At 44.5% G+C, this 16,991-nt stretch carries 10 protein-coding genes; 9 read left to right on the forward strand and 1 reads right to left on the reverse strand.

All coding sequences use genetic code 11. The annotated features are described in order from the left end of the window. The first annotated feature begins 246 nt into the window (after positions 1–246). From BLS59_RS22045 to BLS59_RS22055, 3 genes are all read left to right on the forward strand, one after another. Positions 247–3,033, forward strand: coding sequence for a glycoside hydrolase family 2 protein (locus tag BLS59_RS22045; protein WP_205411328.1), 2,787 nt, complete (start codon positions 247–249; stop codon positions 3,031–3,033). Positions 3,034–3,238: 205 nt separating this feature from the next. After that, a complete protein-coding gene (locus BLS59_RS22050) occupies positions 3,239–3,538 on the forward strand; it encodes a hypothetical protein (protein ID WP_091152641.1) in 300 nt (99 codons plus the stop codon). Between the two features lie 12 nt (positions 3,539–3,550). Then, a complete protein-coding gene (locus BLS59_RS22055; protein WP_091152643.1) occupies positions 3,551–4,756 on the forward strand; it encodes a hypothetical protein in 1,206 nt (401 codons plus the stop codon). 4 nt (positions 4,757–4,760) lie between these two features. On the opposite strand, the gene BLS59_RS22060 is transcribed toward BLS59_RS22055, so the two are convergent. Continuing rightward, a complete protein-coding gene (locus BLS59_RS22060) occupies positions 4,761–8,747 on the reverse strand; it encodes a hybrid sensor histidine kinase/response regulator transcription factor (RefSeq protein ID WP_162842739.1) in 3,987 nt (1,328 codons plus the stop codon). Positions 8,748–9,063: 316 nt separating this feature from the next. On the opposite strand from BLS59_RS22060, the gene BLS59_RS22065 reads away from it, so the two are divergent. From BLS59_RS22065 to BLS59_RS22090, 6 genes are all read left to right on the forward strand, one after another. Continuing rightward, positions 9,064–10,866 (forward strand): glycoside hydrolase family 2 protein, encoded by a 1,803-nt coding sequence (locus BLS59_RS22065; protein WP_091152647.1) that lies wholly within the window; start codon positions 9,064–9,066, stop codon positions 10,864–10,866. 247 nt (positions 10,867–11,113) lie between these two features. Next, positions 11,114–13,180 carry a beta-L-arabinofuranosidase domain-containing protein gene (locus BLS59_RS22070; RefSeq protein WP_162842740.1) on the forward strand — a complete coding sequence of 689 codons (2,067 nt, stop codon included), beginning with the start codon at positions 11,114–11,116 and terminating at the stop codon, positions 13,178–13,180. Positions 13,181–13,477: 297 nt separating this feature from the next. Beyond that, the gene (locus tag BLS59_RS22075; protein WP_091152649.1) at positions 13,478–14,623 is read left to right on the forward strand and encodes a sialidase family protein; all 1,146 of its coding nucleotides are present in this window, start codon (positions 13,478–13,480) and stop codon (positions 14,621–14,623) included. A gap of 170 nt (positions 14,624–14,793) precedes the next feature. After that, the gene (locus BLS59_RS22080; protein ID WP_091152652.1) at positions 14,794–15,717 is read left to right on the forward strand and encodes a helix-turn-helix domain-containing protein; all 924 of its coding nucleotides are present in this window, start codon (positions 14,794–14,796) and stop codon (positions 15,715–15,717) included. Between the two features lie 93 nt (positions 15,718–15,810). Beyond that, positions 15,811–16,590 (forward strand): SDR family oxidoreductase, encoded by a 780-nt coding sequence (locus tag BLS59_RS22085; RefSeq protein ID WP_091152707.1) that lies wholly within the window; start codon positions 15,811–15,813, stop codon positions 16,588–16,590. Positions 16,591–16,610: 20 nt separating this feature from the next. Further along, positions 16,611–16,961 carry a hypothetical protein gene (locus tag BLS59_RS22090; protein WP_240315313.1) on the forward strand — a complete coding sequence of 117 codons (351 nt, stop codon included), beginning with the start codon at positions 16,611–16,613 and terminating at the stop codon, positions 16,959–16,961. Positions 16,962–16,991 lie beyond the last annotated feature (30 nt).

Raw genomic sequence — 16,991 nt, forward strand, 5'->3', positions numbered from 1 at the left:
GGCATGTTAAGCTTTCATTAATTTAAAGCAAATAGCTTAAAATATTACCTTAATTGAACATTAGCACCAGTTTGCAGACTGAAATTGGCTGCGCGACCAGTTAAAGCAGGCCCGGTTTTTACCAAAAAGGGCAACGAATGTTATAATAGTACAATAAAACGCACGGAGTAGTGTACCTTCATATAGCACTTAAACAATAGTTTTGTATGGTATAAATAACAATCCTGTTATATGGTAATGTTAAAAATGAATATCGATATGAAAACTGCGCGGTTGTTTGCATGGGCTTTATTGTTTACTTTTTTTGCTGCCGGTTTAAAAGCCCAAGAGGTAAAACAAGTGCAATTGGTAAACTTTCAGCTGCAATCGGCATTTTTGATTAAAGATGGTGGGGAAACAATCTCGGCTAAAAATTATAAAGATCAAACTAAATGGTATGCCGTAAAAGTACCATCAACCGTACTTACAGGGTTAGTGGCCAACCACGTTTACCCAGACCCCTACCAGGCACTCAACAATATGCAGATCCCCGATGCATCTGACGAGTTTAATAAGCAGTATGATCTGTTAAAATACAGTCACCTGCCGGGCCGCAATCCCTGGGAAAAGCCGTATTGGTATAAAACCACATTTATGGTGCCTGCAATCGATAAGGGCAAAGTTTTCCAACTGATATTTAAAGGCATCAATTACCGGGCGGAAGTTTGGCTGAATGGCAAGCGTGTTGCCGATTCATCGCAAATGGCCGGTATGTTTGCCGAATATAGCCTTGCGGTAAGTAATGAAATTAATGTAGGCGGCCAAAACCGACTCGCCATCAAAATTTATCCGCTGGATTACCCGGGTTTACCGGCAAAGGAACAGCTGGCAGCGCTGGGGCCTTTTTATGAAAATGGCGGCCCTACCGGGGATATCGGCAAAAACGTAACCATGCTTTGCTCCAGCGGCTGGGACTGGATTCCGCCCGTGCGTGATCGTAACATGGGGATCTGGCAGCCGGTTTTTCTGCGTACAACAGGTGCGGTAACCATTGCCAAACCAAAACTTACCACCACTTTTTTATCGGAAACAGATACCAGCAAGGCTAAAATTGGCCTGCAATTAACACTGGCTAACTACAGCGCTGCGCTAACAAACGGCAAACTCATCGTAAATATCTCCCCCGAAAATTTTAAGGGTTCGGCTATTTCCTTTACCCAAAGCGTGGCTTTGAAAGCCAGCGAAACTAAATTACTTGAATTAGATGCCGATAAGGTTAACCAGCTTTTAATTGATAAGCCTGCCCTTTGGTGGCCCAATGGTTACGGTAAGGCCAACCTCTACCGCATCCGTTTGAAATATGCCAATGGCAGTCGTATTACTGATGATACCAGCTTTGTATTCGGTATTCGTACCGTGGGCACAAAGGCTACCATGATAAACGGCTTTACCCGCCGTGAGTTTTTTGTGAACGGTAAACGGGTGCACCTTAATGGCGGCGCCTGGGTGCCCGATATGATGGTAAACCGCGATTCGGCACGTTATGATTACGAGCTGCATCTTTGCCGCAATGCCAATGTAAACCTGGTGCGGATCTGGGGCGGCGGCATTACCCCGCCCGATGCTTTCTGGAATGCGGCCGACATGTATGGCTTAATGGTATGGTCGGATTTTTGGATCACGGGTGATACGCAGGGCGAGTTTAAAGGTTCACCGGATTGGCCGCTGGAAGGCAATGTATTTGTTAAAAACGTTGTGAGTACCATATACCGCATCCGCAACCATCCCAGCCTATTGGTGTGGACGGGCGGTAACGAGGGTCATGCCCGTAAAGAGTTATATGATGTAATGCGCAACAGCATTATTAGTCTTGATGGTTCCCGGCCGTTTATCCCAAGCTCATCGGGTTTTGCGAAATTGCCCGCAGGATGGGCCGGTTCATGGCCAGACGATCAGCCGTCGGGTGTTTACAGCGGCGGGCCGTATGCCTGGAAAGACACCAAGGAATATTTTCGCCTGGCAGATGCTGGTAAGGACTGGGTGTTCAAGGACGAAACCGGTATCCCATCGCAGCCGCCATATAATACACTGGCAAAAAACATTCCCGATACTACCTGGGATAAAAGCCTGCCTTACCCGCTCAATAACAGCTGGGGTTATCATGACGCCGCAACAGGCGCGGCGCAATATGACGAGTATTATAAAAATATGGTGAGCAGGTACGGCAAACCCACCAGTCGCGAAGATTTTTCAAACAAAATGCAGCTGATGAACAGTACCGGTTACCAAGGGATCTTTGAGGCGGCCGGTCATAAACTAACAGAAACAGGCGGCGTAATGCTTTGGAAACTGAACGCGGCTTTCCCCAGCGTAGTATGGCAAATTTACGACTGGTACCTGGAACCCAACGCCGGCTATTACGGTATGCAAAACGCCGTTGAACCGCTACACGTGCAATTCAATCAAAACGATTCAACAGTGGCGGTTATTAATCGCACCCATAAGGCAACCGGTAATTTAACGGTGCAGGCAGATATTTACAGTATAGATTCACGCTCACTTTACCATCAAACAGCAACCGCGGGTTTACCCGAAGAAGGAACGCAGCAGGTTATCCCATTACAACAAGTATTAAGAACTGTTAACCAATTATGTTTTGTGGTATTGGGGCTAAAGGATGCCAGCGGTAATGTAGTATCCCGAAGCATTTACTGGACAGCGCCGGGCAATGATTATACGCCGTTTAATGCTATGAAAAAGGCCGATGTAAAGGTCGTTTCCGTAAAACCGAAATTTAGCAAAGCCGAAAGTAAATGGACTATAACATTAAACAACCCAGGCAGCCAACTTGCGTTTTTCGTTTGCCCGCAACTAATGATAAACGGCGAAGAGGTTATGCCGGCTTACTGGAGCAGCAGCTATTTCGCGTTATCGCCAAAGGAAACTGTAACCATAACCGTTAGCGCGCCCAAGGCTAAGTTAACGGCACAACCCACATTGCATATTGAAGGCTGGAATGTTAATAAGGTTAATGCGCAATTAGCCACCCGGTAAAAGCACGAAAACATGCTGAAAAACACCGTGTTTTCCACATATAAATAACGTAAAAATACGTTTGCAGGATAAGGGGATGTTCGCGAACTTTATGCTGCAAACCTTATCACACAGCTAACTTAATTATTACCGATAGTTTTCCGGCGGGTATTGGTTTGCGTTTGACTTTTAATTTTTTAAAACCTAACCCAATAACCCCAAGCGCATGAAAACAATCACAATTAAAGGAACATTTACCGGCAGCGTTAACAAATCTGTAAGTGTTGAGGTGTACCGCCCCAACGGACTACCCAATCCCTACGATTTCAGGAAAAAATACTTCGATGATTTTTCTGAAAACTTCGTCGATCTGGAAGACGGCGCAATTTATAATATTGATTTTTCGGGATTTACCACCGGCACATTCGACCTGGAAATTTCGGGAGAGTTTTCTGCTCCAAACCCCATAACCGATTCTTTTTCAGCGCAGGCGTTTTCTCCGGGTTATGTTATTCAAACCAATTAATAAACCCTTACCATGAAAAAATATTTATTAACCCTGGTTTTTGTTATTGTGGGTGTTGCAGGCGTTTTTGCCCAGTCGGCAGAGGATCAAAAAGAAGCGGAAGTAAAGGCTGTTGCGGCGTTAATAAATGCTCAAAAAACGGCCAACAGCAAGGACCTTATCACCACTTTTTTTCAGGCAGGTATCAACAACCTCCTGGGCAATACCCATAGCTTTGCGTTAAACTCCTCCTTTTACGGTATCGATTCTGTTTTCAGGGACAAAAGAGAGAAGGTTTCTTATGAAAGGGAACGCTGGCTTAGGCAAAGCACCTTCAATATAGCGCTCACCGGCGATAGCAGTAACAATATCACCAAGATTGCAGGCGGTTTTACATTTACCATCATTAATAAAACCGATATAAAATATACCAAATTTGCCAACGCCGATGTTAAGGATTTAGTGGATATGCAAACCCTGATCCTTGATTTGAAGAAAGGTATTTTAAGCTATATAGCAGCAAAGCACCAGGCCGATTATCTTAATATAGACTCTAACCGCGCGTTTACAAAAAGCTGGACGGATGCAGTAAAAAAACATGACTTTACCAATTTGCACCCGTATATTAAGGAAGCCCTCGGAGATCCTGCCCTGGTATCAGATATTTTAAGGAGTGTCCCCGCAACAAATAAGGCAGATTTACAGGCCGCTATAAGTGGCACGCTTAAGGGTGCCGACCTTTTTCACACGCTGTATATAAACATTGCCGCAAAATATGCCCATAAACCCTTATGGACGTTTTCGCCAACAGGTGTGTACAACAGGGTAACCAAACAGGGCGAATATGTGCTGGCATCAAACTTTACGGTAGGCTTAACATCCGACCCGGCAAAAAAGCCCTGGGAAATTGAAATAAAATCGCAGTTTAAGTTTGCCAGCGATACAACCGTAAGCGCGGTAAATTATAACAACAAACCTTTTACCGCCAGCATCGGTGTAAACAAAATATTGATAGAGAATGAAGATAAGGAATCGAAAATGGAGTTTAAATTTTTCACCTCCTACGATCACCAGTTTGGCTCGGCACCCAAAGATCCAGACACCGGTTCGTTTTTCCTGAACAGCACCTTGCGGATAAACGTATTTAAATCGTTATGGCTGCCGGTAACCATCAAGTATGATCCTAAAAGCGCCAATTTGTTTGGCTACTTTTCCATAACGGCCAATCTGGGCAATTAGGCTGCTAAACGGGTTTAACTTTATTACCCCTTTTGTTTTGCTGATACTCGGTAGGCGTAGTGCCAAATTGCTTTAAAAAGTTACGCCCCAGGTGTGATTGCGAACTGTAGCCCACCAAATTAGCTACCTCGTAAATCTTATAGTCGCCGTCTTCCAGCAGTTGGGCGGCGGCTTTAAGGCGGGTGATGTTAATAAGCTCGTTAATGGTAAGGTTTGAAATGATCTTTACCTTGCGGTACAGCGTGGGTTTGCTCATGTTCATTAAATTGGCAATGTGCTCCACATCCAGATCGGGGTTTTGGATATTGCTGTTTATAACGGCATTCAACTTATCCAAAAAGCTCTCATCGGGCTTGGAGTAGGCCATGCTTTTCATCTGCGCCAGCGGCGAACTGGCGAAATGATCTTTTATTTTATTACGGTTGATGAGCAGGTTGGCAATCTGTACCTGTAAATGTTCCGGCGAAAATGGTTTTTCAATATAGGCATCGGCACCAACTTCAAGACCTTCTATTTTGCTTTGCAGCGTGTTTTTGGCGGTAAGCAGTATGATGGGGATATGGCTGTAATCAAAATTAGTTTTAATGGTTTTGCACAATTCAAAGCCATCCATCACGGGCATCATTACATCGCTTATAATAAGCTGGATGTTTTCAATGGCTATCATATCCAGTGCTTCCTGGCCGTTAACTGCTTTAATAACTGAATATTTTTCGCTCAGGTCATCCGAAATAAAATCAAGGATCTCGGGGTTATCATCCACTAAAAGTATGATCGGTTTCATAAAGTCAAAATTATCTTCTTTATTAATATCGGTTAGTTCATAATCGTCTGGCGTGCTTTGCAGGTCAAACTCCTCTGCCTGGCGAATTGGCAATGTGAGGCTAAAGATATTAAATTCATTTATTGATTTATTTAAAATGAGCATGCCCTTATGCAGCTCGGCCAATGAGCGCGATAAGGAAAGGCCAATGCCCGTGCCAATTTGCTTTTCAGATTCCTTGAGCCTGAAAAACGGCTCAAAGATCTTGTCGCGCATTTCATAAGGAATGAGGTAACCGTCGCTGCGGATATCTATGGTAAAAGTACTGTCGCTGGTTTCAACACCTAAAAGTTCAACCTCAACTATCGCCCTGCCGTATTTTATGGCGTTGTTGATAAGGTTGCTGATGATTTTGGTAAAAGCCTCAATATCCACATAAGCATAGCTGTTTTTTTGCGGGTGGATGAGGGTAAAATCCATATCTTTTTGCTCGGCCATGGGTTTAAACCGTAAAAAGATATCGGCCAGCAACTCGGTAATATCTGTTTTAACAAAGCTAAGGCTAAAGCCGTTGGTTTCGGTTTTTCTGAAATCGAGCAGCTGGTTGGTAAGATCGAGCAGGCGGTTGGTGTTTTTTTCCATTATCCGCAGGTTATTCTGAATCTCGGGCACATGCTCTGCCTTTTTTATCACCTTTTCCATAGGCCCTTTTATAAGGGTTAACGGGGTTCTTATTTCATGGGCAACGTTGGTGAAAAATTCAATTTTAGCATTGTAGATCTGCTTTTCTTTGTCGCTTTCCAAAATCTCAATCATCCGCTTATTGCGCAGCTTGGTTTTATTATGGTATTGTTGCAGCAGGTAATAAATACCCAGCAATATGCACATGGCATATAGCAGGTAGGCCCAAACGCTTTTCCAGAATGGCGGGGCAATATTAATTTCCAGCGTAGTTTCCTTTGCCGACCAGATGCCGTTATTATTAGCCGCCTTAACCGTGAATGTATAATGACCAGGCAGCAGTTGGGTAAAATAAACCTTCCTGTTGGCGTTAAGGTTGGTCCACCCCTTATCAAGGCCCTTCATCATGTACTTGTACTGCGTCATCTCGGGCGATGAAAAGCTTAGCGCCGCGAAATCGATACTAAAAGATGACTGATCATAATTAAGGCTGATCTTTTTTGTACTGATGATGGATTTATCGATCAGTGAGCCCTTTTCGGCAACGGTAATTTCCTGGTTAAACACCTGGAAACCGGTGATGTAAAGCGGGGCTACAAAATTATTCTTTTTAAACTCCTCGGGGTTAAAGCTCACCATACCCTTAACGCAGCCAAAATACATAGTACCATCAGCATCCTTAAATGCCGAGTTGTAGTTAAACTGATCGCTAAGCAGGCCGTTTGCTTTGGTGTATATTTTAAAACTTTTGTTGGCGGTATTTAAACACACCAGGCCACGTGTGGTGCTTATCCAAAGGTTATTGTTCTTATCTTCCAGAATGCGTAAAACACTGTTGCTGGGGAAGCCGTTATTTGTGTCGTAAAACTTATAGGTTTTATCAAAAGGGTTGTACCGGCACAGGCCCAGGCCTTCGGTAGCAAACCAAAATATACGGTGGTCGTCCTCAAATATGCCGTTAACGGTAGTATGGGCTATGGCATCGTCATTAGTACCTAATTTAAACGCCTTGTTCTTAACGGGGTCATAACAATAAACCCCATCATGTATGGTAGCTACCCATATTTTGCCGGCATGATCTTCAACAATGTGGTATACAAACTCATTCGGCGGCACCTTATCAATCAGCGTAAAGTTATGCCCCGCCTCGTTATACCGGTAAAGCCCGCGACTGCTGCCCAACAAAATAACGCCGGCCCGCGTTTTACAAAACGTAACTATAAAATTGCTTTTTAAGCCGTTATCATCTTCGCCGGCCAGGTAAACGCGGTCTACCTTGCCCGTGCTGATGTTCAAAATATCAAGGCCGCGCTCAAATGTGCCGATAAACAGCTCGGTACCATTAGGCAGCAGGCCGTGGATATTGGTATTGGATATGCCGTTTTTAACACCGGGATAATAATGTGTCCAGGTATGTTTATCGGGGCTTAGCTTGTTGAGGCCATTGTCTTCGGTACCCAGCCACAGGTTGCCATACTGGTCCTTGCAAATTTCGCGTACCACGTTACCCATAAGGGAATTGTTATCTTGGCCGGGATAAAACTTATTAAATGTGGAGTACTGCTTAGGGTAATAATTTAAACCGCCAAAAAATGTGCCTGCCCACATGCCGCCCTCAATATCTTTATAAAGGGTATAAACGGCATTGTCGGATATGGTGTAGGGGTCGTTGTACCGCTTTTTTAAATTGGTAAAGGTGCCCTTATTCATATCATATATGAACACGCCCGACTCGGTAGCTATCCAAAATTCTTCGTCGGAATATTTTGCGAAATCCCGTACGTAAATAGCTGTTTTATCGGTATTATAAGTTAACAGATCTTTATAGGTACCCGTAAGGCAGTTAAACTCTTTAAAGCCCTGGCTGGTAGTCCCTATAAATATTTTATTATTGCCCGCGCTATATATTTTTTCTATAACGTTTGATGCCACCCAGGGCGATTTATCAAACAAGCCGTAGCTTTTAAACGAGTTCAAAACGGTATCCAGTTTGGCTATAGTTCCGTTACCGGATGACACCCAGATAGAGCCGTCGTTGTTTATGGCAATCGAAGTGGCATCGAAATATTGCGATGCGGAGTAATCGGTTGTTTTACCCGTATGGCTATCATACTTCATTAGGGTAGACCACGCAATGAACCAGCAGTTGTTGTATTTATCCCTTGCAATGGCCCTTATGCCAAAAGTATTTGGTGTGTTAACATGGGTAAATTTTTCAGTATTGGGGTCGTACTTGTCAAGGCCCTGGTCGGTACCCACCCAAAAGCTGCCATCGGTATCCATGCACAGGGCGTGTACCATGCTGTTGGCGATGCTGTTTTTATCTTTGGGGTCATGCCTGTAAACTTTAAATGTATAACCGTCAAACCGGTTAAGGCCATCCTTGGTGCCAAACCACAAGAAGCCACGGCTGTCCTGCATTGAACAAAAAACGGTGTTGTTTGACAGGCCGTTCTCCACCTGGTAATGCTTAAAATAGTACGATTGCGCATTACACCAGTTAAACGGAAACAGGAACAATAAAAATATCAGGTATGCCGGTTTCAAAATCATTCTCTCAAAACAAATATAGCCATTATACGCAACCCCTGTCGGTTCTTGACAGATTGATACTTTTTGACTAATAATTGAGATTATTTGGTTAATAAACAGGCGGTAAAATGCTTTTTCTTTACAATGTTGTTAAAACATGTCGCCAATACATTTTATAACAGCGTTGAGCCAATTTATAAATGTACATGACGGGCAGTTTTACCTGCAAAATACAACTGTTTGTTGGTCATGGTTTTATAAGGCGGCATACTAATAATCCTTAATGATATTACGCGTGAAGAAATTGAATTTTTGCTTGTCCTTGTTTTTTATGGCAACCTTATCTGCCAGTGCGCAGCAAACCGGCTGGCATTTAATAAAAGACAAAATTACCACCCCCTGGGCCGAAAAGGTTGATCCTAAAGCACCACTGCCAGAATATCCGCGCCCGCAAATGGTTAGGGGTAACTGGCAAAATTTAAACGGATTATGGAGTTACGCTATAGTACCCAAAGAACAAAGCGAGCCATCTGCCTACAGCGGCCAGATCCTAGTTCCTTTTTGTGTGGAATCGGCACTTTCCGGGGTTGGGAAAACCGTTGGTAAGGATAGCATGCTGTGGTATAAAACCACCATCAGTCTTAATAAAGCATTGAAAGGTAAAGATGTGCTGCTGCATTTTGGCGCGGTTGACTGGCGTACCGAAGTTTTTGTTAACGGCAAAAGCGCGGGTAAACACGAGGGCGGATACGATCCGTTTACCTTCAACATTACCCCGTATTTAAAAAGCGGCGCAAAGCAGGAGATAAAAGTGAGCGTTTGGGATCCTACGGATGATGGTCCGCAGCCGCATGGCAAGCAAATGAAAAAGCCCGAAGGCATCTGGTACACGCCGGTTACGGGGATATGGCAAACTGTTTGGCTGGAAGGGGTAGCCAAAACACATATCGAAGCCACTAAACAAACCCCGAATATTGATGATCACACGCTTACGGTTACGGCCAGCGTTGCCGGCAGCCAGCCCGGCGATCAGCTTAAAATTACTGCCTGGGACGGCAAAACCCAGGTTGATGAACGAATAATTGGTGTTAACGGAACTGCAGTACTGGATATTAAAGGTCAGAAGTTATGGTCGACGGATGATCCTTTTTTATACCAGCTGCAGTTAACCGTTATACGTAATAATAAACCTATAGACGCGGTGCAAAGCTACTTTGCCATGCGCAAAATTTCGCTTGGTGCCGATGCCAATGGCATACAGCGTATGCTGCTCAACAACAAATTTGTGTTTGAATATGGCCCGCTTGATCAGGGCTGGTGGCCCGATGGTTTATACACCCCGCCCACTTACGAGGCCATGAACTTTGATATTGATAAGTTAAAGGCGATGGGCTTTAACATGATCCGCAAGCACATTAAGGTGGAGCCTGCACGTTACTACGCCCATTGCGATGAAACAGGGATGCTTATGTGGCAGGATATGCCAAGTGGCGATCTGGGTAACAATTGGGAAAACCGCCCGGGTGTACTGGATCATGGTACCGAAAAACAACGCACGCCCGAAAGCGAAGGCTATTATCGTAAGGAATGGGATGCCATTATCAACTCGCTTTATAACTACCCGTGTATTGTAGTTTGGACACCTTTCAACGAGGCATGGGGCCAGTTTAAAACCGTGGAGATTACCGAGTGGACAATGAAAAAAGATCCATCGCGTTTGGTGAACAGCGCCAGCGGCGGTAACTACTTTGATACCGGCAACATGGTCGATCTGCATAATTACCCACACCCTGCCATGCCGCGTCCCGAAATATTCGGCAAAACAAAAGCAGTTGTACTGGGCGAATTTGGCGGTCTTGGATGGGCAATTGACGGCCATACCTGGCAAGCCAAAAACTGGGGCTATCAAACTTTTAAAAATGGCGACGATCTGCTCAAGAAATACATCACCTTTACTGACAGGATGCAGGAACTGATTAGGCTTGGGCTATCTGCAGCCGTTTATACCCAAACCACCGATGTGGAGGGCGAGGTGAACGGGTTTATGACCTATGACCGTAAAATAATTAAAATGCCGGTTGAGGATCTGCACCGGGAAAATGTCAAGCTGTACAACCCGGCATTAGTAAAATAGTATAACAATATTTAAATGGCTATCGATAATTTGGTTTAAAAGCAAGGGGAACGTGCGATTCCCCTCTTGAGAGGGGCGGAGGGGTGTGTTTCATGCCGCATAACACACCCCTGCTACCACACAATTCCTTCGCGCCCCCTCTCAAGAGGGGAGTGTAACAAAAGCTTCTATTACCAGGTTGTGATGAACCCATAACAGACAGCTGATAATATTTATAGTATCAGCACCATTAAAACAATTTACACTGATGAAAAACCTGCACAGGATGAAAAAGGGAATCTTTTTAACGGCGCTTTTGGCATGCTCGGGTATGCTGGCTGCCAATGCCCAAACCGGCGTTACGGCTACTACCGTTGCAAAAATTAATAACCAGCAGCAAAATGGTAATTATGTGGCCAATAAAGCCCCGTTACAGGCGCAATATTTTACCAAACTGCCGGTTGGCAGCATCAAGGCTGGTGGTTGGCTGAAAAAAGCGCTGGAATTACAGCGCGATGGCCTTACCGGTAATTTAGGCGAGATCAGCGTTTGGCTTTCCAAAACCAATAATGCCTGGCTTAATAAAGAGGGTAAAGGTGAATACGGCTGGGAAGAACTGCCTTACTGGCTAAAAGGTTATGCTAACATAGGCTATATGCTGGGCGACAAAAAAATGATCGCGGAAGCAAAATTCTGGATTGATGCGGTGCTGAACAATCAGCGTGATAACGGCGATTTTGGTCCGGCGGTAGAGCACAAAGGTGCCCGCGACCTATGGACAAACATGCCTATGCTGTGGTGCCTGCAATCATACTACGAATATTCAAAAGATCCGCGGGTTATCCCATTCATGACCAAATATTTTAAATGGCAGCTATCATTACCCGATGATAAATTTTTGGAAGATTACTGGGAAAACAGCCGTGGCGGCGATAACATGCTGAGCGTTTACTGGCTATATAACCGTACCGGCGACAAGTTCCTGCTTGATCTGGCTACCAAACTTGATAAAAACACTGCCGACTGGCGTCAAACCAACAACCTGCCCAACTGGCACAACGTGAATGTTGCCCAATGCTTCCGCGAGCCGGCTACCTATTACCTGCAAAGCCATGATCCTAAAGACCTGGCAGCTACTTATAACGACTTTAAGCTGATCCGCACACTATACGGCCAGGTGCCGGGCGGTATGTTTGGTGCCGATGAAAATGCCCGTAAGGGATATGATGATCCGCGCCAGGCGGTTGAAACCTGCGGCATGGTTGAGCAAATGACATCAGACCAAATGCTGCTGGGCAGTACCGGCGATACCTTTTGGGCCGAAAACTGCGAGGATGTGGCGTTAAATATGTTCTCGGCAGCATTCATGCCCGATTACCGTACGCTGCGTTATTTAACCGCGCCAAACATGGTTATCAACGATAGTAAAAACCATAGCCCCGGTATTGATAATTCTGGTCCGTTTTTAATGATGAACCCTTTCAGCAGCCGTTGCTGCCAGCATAACCACGCTGCAGGCTGGGTATATTATGCCGAAAACAGCTGGATGGCTACACCCGATAATGGTATAGTTGCACAACTGTATACAGAAGGCTCTGCCACTGCCAAAGTGGGTAACGGCACGCCGGTTACGTTAACCGAAACCACCAAATATCCTTTTGAAGATCAGGTGAATTTAACGCTGACTACGGCAAAATCGGTAAGCTTCCCACTTTACCTGCGTATCCCCGCCTGGTGTAAAAATGCCGAAGTAAAAGTGAATGGCGTTGCTGTAAAAGTAACCACCGCCGGCGGCGACTATGTAAAGCTGAACAAAACCTGGAAAAACGGCGATAAAATAACCCTGCATTTACCTATGCAATTAAAAGTACGCCAGTGGGATGCCAATAAAAACAGCGTGAGCGTAAATTATGGTCCGCTTACTTATTCATTGAAGATAGACGAACAGTACACCAAGGAAGACAGCAAGACCACCGCCATGGGCGATTCGCACTGGCAGGCTACCGCCGATCCGGAGAAATGGCCTTCGTTTGAAATTCATCCCGGCTCTGCATGGAACTACGGTTTGGTGATAGATGAAAAACACCCGGAGAAGTCTATCGAAATCATTCATCGCGCGTGGCCAAAGGATAATAATCCGTTTACCAATACCAACGCGCCTATTGAACTAAAAGCAAAAGGTAAGCTTATCCCCGAATGGAAAGTTGACCAGTATGGCCTTTGTGGTTTATTACCCCAAAGTCCTGTAAAAACTGCCGAGCCGGTTGCCAACATAACCCTGGTGCCTATGGGTGGTGCAAGGTTAAGGATCTCTGCGTTTCCGGTGGCTGAGTAACAATGCTTATACGGGCAGTATCTATCTGTAAAAGATCAGGGAAATCGTTTTAATGCGCTCTGAAACTTTTGGCTAAAGCCCCGCAGGTATTTAAATTTAACCGTTGGCTGAAGCCAAACTGCAATGAATAAAAGAAGGATGTGCCGAAATAAAGTCAAAATTCATTGCCGTCTCATTTATGGGGCGGATAATATGAAATAGGATGGCGGCTTTAGCCGAATGAAATTTTAAAAGCAATTTCCCTTCGGTAAAACCGGCACGATGCTGGTATATTGGCTCAATATATAAACCAATACAATGGCCATAAAGCTGTTAAAGATCTGTCTTGTTTGTTTACTGGCCCCGCATTTTGTGCAGGGCCAGCAACAAACTACTCCGTCACTGGTGAGCATTGAGTGGGATCAATCCACTTTAAAACAGGTAGCTCCCCATGGCAACTATGCCCGCATGATTCAGCTGAGCGATGGCAACTTGTTTTGTGTTTACGAAAGCAGCGGCGGGGTAGTTAGCAGCATCAGCAATGACCTGGGCAATACATGGCAAACTCCCATAGTAATAGCGCAACAAGCACCGGGTGTAAATATGAATGTTCCGGATATTTTGGAACTGAAAGACCATTCCCTGCTGGCATCTTACAATCCCCGTCCGCATAAAATTAATGGTGATTGGGATACCACCAAACACTTTGCCATAGTTACCAAAAAAAGCTACGACAAAGGCAAAACCTGGCAGGATGAACGGCTGATATATGAGGCCAGCTATAAATTTGATGATGGCTGCTGGGAACCCACGCAAATCCAACTACCATCGGGCGAGGTGCAGCTTTACTTTTCAAACGAAGGTGTTTATACCCATTCTGGCGAACAAAATATTTCTGTTTTCCGGTCCAAAGATAACGGCTTAACGTGGACGAAACAGCCCGAAATCGTATCATTTCGTCCCGGTCACCGGGATGGGATGCCGATACCTATTATCCTGAAAGGTAAAAAGGAGATCGCATTTTCTATAGAAGACAATGCAGGCGGGCAGTTCAAGCCATCTATAATCCGTAACAGCTTCGCCCAAAACTGGCAAAAAACCGTAGGTGCTAATGATGCCGGACGTACGTATGCCCTAACCCCAAAACTACCCGATACTATTTACGCAGGTGCGCCATTTCTGCGGCAGCTGCATAGCGGCGAAACCATTTTATCTTACCAAAGCACTATGGGTCGTGGCCATAACTGGGAGCAGGCCTGTATGCAGGTAACCGTAGGGAATAGCAATGCCGAAAATTTCATAAGTGTACCTACCCCCTTCAATGTTCCCGTTGGCAAGCACGGCCTCTGGAACTCCCTTTGTGTACTTAATGATGATACCATTATAGCCCTAACATCAACCAATGCCTATGGCGACAGTAATGCCGTTTGGATGATAAAGGGACGGCTGGTTAAAAAACGCTGAGAAACGTTTCCTATGAAAAATAAAGTAAAATATTGGTGTTTTTGCCAATTTTTAGATTGTTTTTGCAATTATAATTCGCATTAAATATGGCATTTATGCGTAAGAACCCGCGTTTTTTTACCATAGACTAAAGTTCTTATATTTGTTTAGTTATTTGAATTTTACAAATCATGGCTATAACAACGTTAGAGGATTTTTACAGGGAAAGCGGTTTAACCGCGGGGCTTAACAGCTTTTTACCAGAGGGCATCCATAAAGAGATTGGCCATTTTAATGTTTTTGAAGTGGCCGATATGATGACCAAGGTTAAAGCCACCGGAATTATGCCTTACAATCGCCGTGCTTATTATAAAATAAGCCTGGTTAGCGGTCGTAATAAAGCCGAATATGCCGATAAGGACATTGATATTGAAAGGAATGCCTTATTATTTGCCACGCCTAAAATTCCTTATAACTGGGTGCCGCAGGATGATAAGCAATCGGGCCATTTCTGCATTTTTACTGCCGATTTTTTGCTGCCCAGTAAAAGCGGCGTAGTGCTTGATGACCTGCCCATTTTTAAACCCGGAGGCTATCCGGTGTTTCAGCTTACGGATAAAGAGGCTGCGGATATTGATTTCATATTCAGGAAAATGCACCAGGAGCTACCATCCACCTATGCCTATAAATATGATCTTATCCGCAATTATCTGTTGGAGCTTATTCACTATGGGCAAAAGCTGCAGCCGGTAACCACGCTATACTCCAGTCACAATGCTTCGGCAAGGGTATCATCCTTGTTTATCGAACTGCTGGAAAGGCAGTTCCCCATAGAATCGCCGCACCAGAAACTAAGTATGCGCACTGCCAAAGACTACGCCGACCGACTGGCTGTACACGTAAATCACCTGAATAAGGTGCTGAAGGAAAACATGGGTAAAACCACTACCGATATCATCAGCGGCCGCATCATTCAGGAAGCCAAGATCTTGCTTAAACAAACCGATTGGAATATTTCGGAAATTGCTTATAGTCTTGGTTTTGAGCAGGTAGCTCATTTCTCTAACTTTTTCAGAAAACAAACCTCATTTGCCCCGGTGGCATTCAGGGAGTAAGGCCCGATGTTTGAATTTTGCAAACATTGGATTGATGTTTGCAAACAGTGGCTTCGCTTTGCCCTGCATCTTTGTATCATCAAAAAAACAAAGATGAAACTAAGCAACAATACTATACTCATAACCGGTGGCACCAGTGGCTTCGGCTTGCAATTTGCCACACAGTTACTGGCTTTAGGCAACACGGTAATTATAACAGGGCGCAATGAGGCAAAGCTCCATCAAACCAAAAATCTTTTACCTGCGCTGCACGTTTTTCAAAGTGATGTGAGCGATCCTAAAGCCATTAGCCAGCTTTTTGAAGAGGTAACCAAACAATTCCCTTCGCTAAATATCCTCATCAACAACGCGGGTGAAATGCGCAAGCTTAACCTGCTTGATGCCGCCCTTGACCAGGATGATGTTAACCGCGAAATAGCCATTAACCTATCGGGCCCGGTACGTATGGTACAGCAGTTTTTGCCCCATCTGCTTACAAAAACCAATGCCGCCATTTTGAATGTAACATCGGGTTTGGCTTTAATCCCGTTTCCATTGGCGCCAATTTATGGGGCAACCAAGGCTGGGCTGAGGGCTTATACACAGGCTTTGCGGATACAGCTTAAACATACCGGCATCAAAGTATTTGAACTGGTAGCGCCCGGCGCAAAAACACCACTGAATGATAAGTTTGCCGGTGATGTTGACAGCAAAATGCTGATGGAGCCGGATAAGCTGGTAACAGAGGCTATTAGCGGTATGATGAATGATAAATGGGAAATTTTTCCGGGGATTGCCAAAGTTATTAGAGTTATGAGCCGCATTGCGCCTAAATTTATGCTGGCTCAAATGAGTAAGGTAACTGAAAAATCAATGGCGAAAGCCAACCAGTAATCCAGTAAATTAAAATAATCATGAAAATTATAAGCGCAGTACTTATCCTTATTACCGTTTTCTTTAGTTTTAAACATGGTTGGGGTGCTTTAACCATGAAACCAAAACCTGGTGAAGAAAACATGATGACGGCATTGGGTATCAGCAGGCCTGTTTTGTACGTTATCGGTTTATTAACGCTGGCGGTTGGTGTACTGGTGTTATTTCCGGCCACATTTGTTGCGGGTAGTGTTATAAACGCGGCTTTGATATTGCTTATCCTTATCCTGCAATTGAGGGCAGGTAATATGAAGGCTGCACTAATAGAAATTCCGTTTTTGCTGATGCCTTTGGCAATGATATGGCTGGGGTACCCGTTATATAAGGGTTAAATATTTTCCAGTTATGTAAATGATTGTTGT

Origin of the sequence: Mucilaginibacter pineti, assembly GCF_900101875.1 — a bacterium.
Classification (GTDB): Bacteria; Bacteroidota; Bacteroidia; order Sphingobacteriales; family Sphingobacteriaceae; genus Mucilaginibacter; species Mucilaginibacter pineti.